Below are 698 nucleotides of genomic sequence, written 5' to 3' on the forward strand. Positions count from 1 at the left end.
CCCCACGACTCCCACACCGCCGCCAACCCCAACGCCACCGCCCACGACACCGGCTGCACCACATCCACCCGCTCCAGCGAACCCGCACCCCCAGCACCCGAAACCCCCAAGGCGTCCGCACCACCTCGCACCCCACGCAGCACATCCACCAACGACCAGTCCACAAACGGCGCCAACGCCGCCGCACACTCCGCCACCCGACCCGCGAACACCGGCGACGCGTCCAACAGCTCCGCACCCATCCCCACCCACTGCGCACCCTGACCCGGAAACACCCACACCACCCGATCACCACCTGTACCAACCCGCCCCCGCACCACAGCCTCGGCGGACTCCCCCTCCGACAGGGCTCGCAACGCCGCCAGCCGGCCCCCGTCGCCGCCCGTTCCCGCGCCGTGGCCCAGCACCACCGCCCGGTACTCCAACGCCGCTCGGCCCCGCACCAACGACCAACCCACATCAGGCACCGGCAGCCGATCGGCGGAGCCCGCCAAGTGGTCCAGCAGCCGCCGGGCCTGCCCGCGCAACGCCGCCGGCGAACGCGCCGACAGCAGCCACGGCACGGCGCCGGCGGCATCCACCGCGGCCGGGCCTGCCACGGCACCGGCCGTGGGCATGGGTCCGGCCGCGGCCCCGGGCTCCGATTCGGACTCGGGGACGGCTGGCGGGGCCTCCTCGATGACGACGTGCGCGTTCGT

General features: G+C 74.6%; 1 protein-coding gene. It reads right to left on the minus strand.

All coding sequences use genetic code 11. The features are described from left to right. On the minus strand, positions 1 to 599 hold a 599-nt coding region (locus tag MXD62_RS09905; protein ID WP_308301225.1), incomplete at its 3' end, for an acyltransferase domain-containing protein. Positions 600 to 698: the final 99 nt, after the last annotated feature.

The sequence above is a fragment of the Frankia sp. Mgl5 genome, assembly GCF_023242985.1.
GTDB lineage: Bacteria > Actinomycetota > Actinomycetes > Frankiales > Frankiaceae > Parafrankia > Parafrankia soli.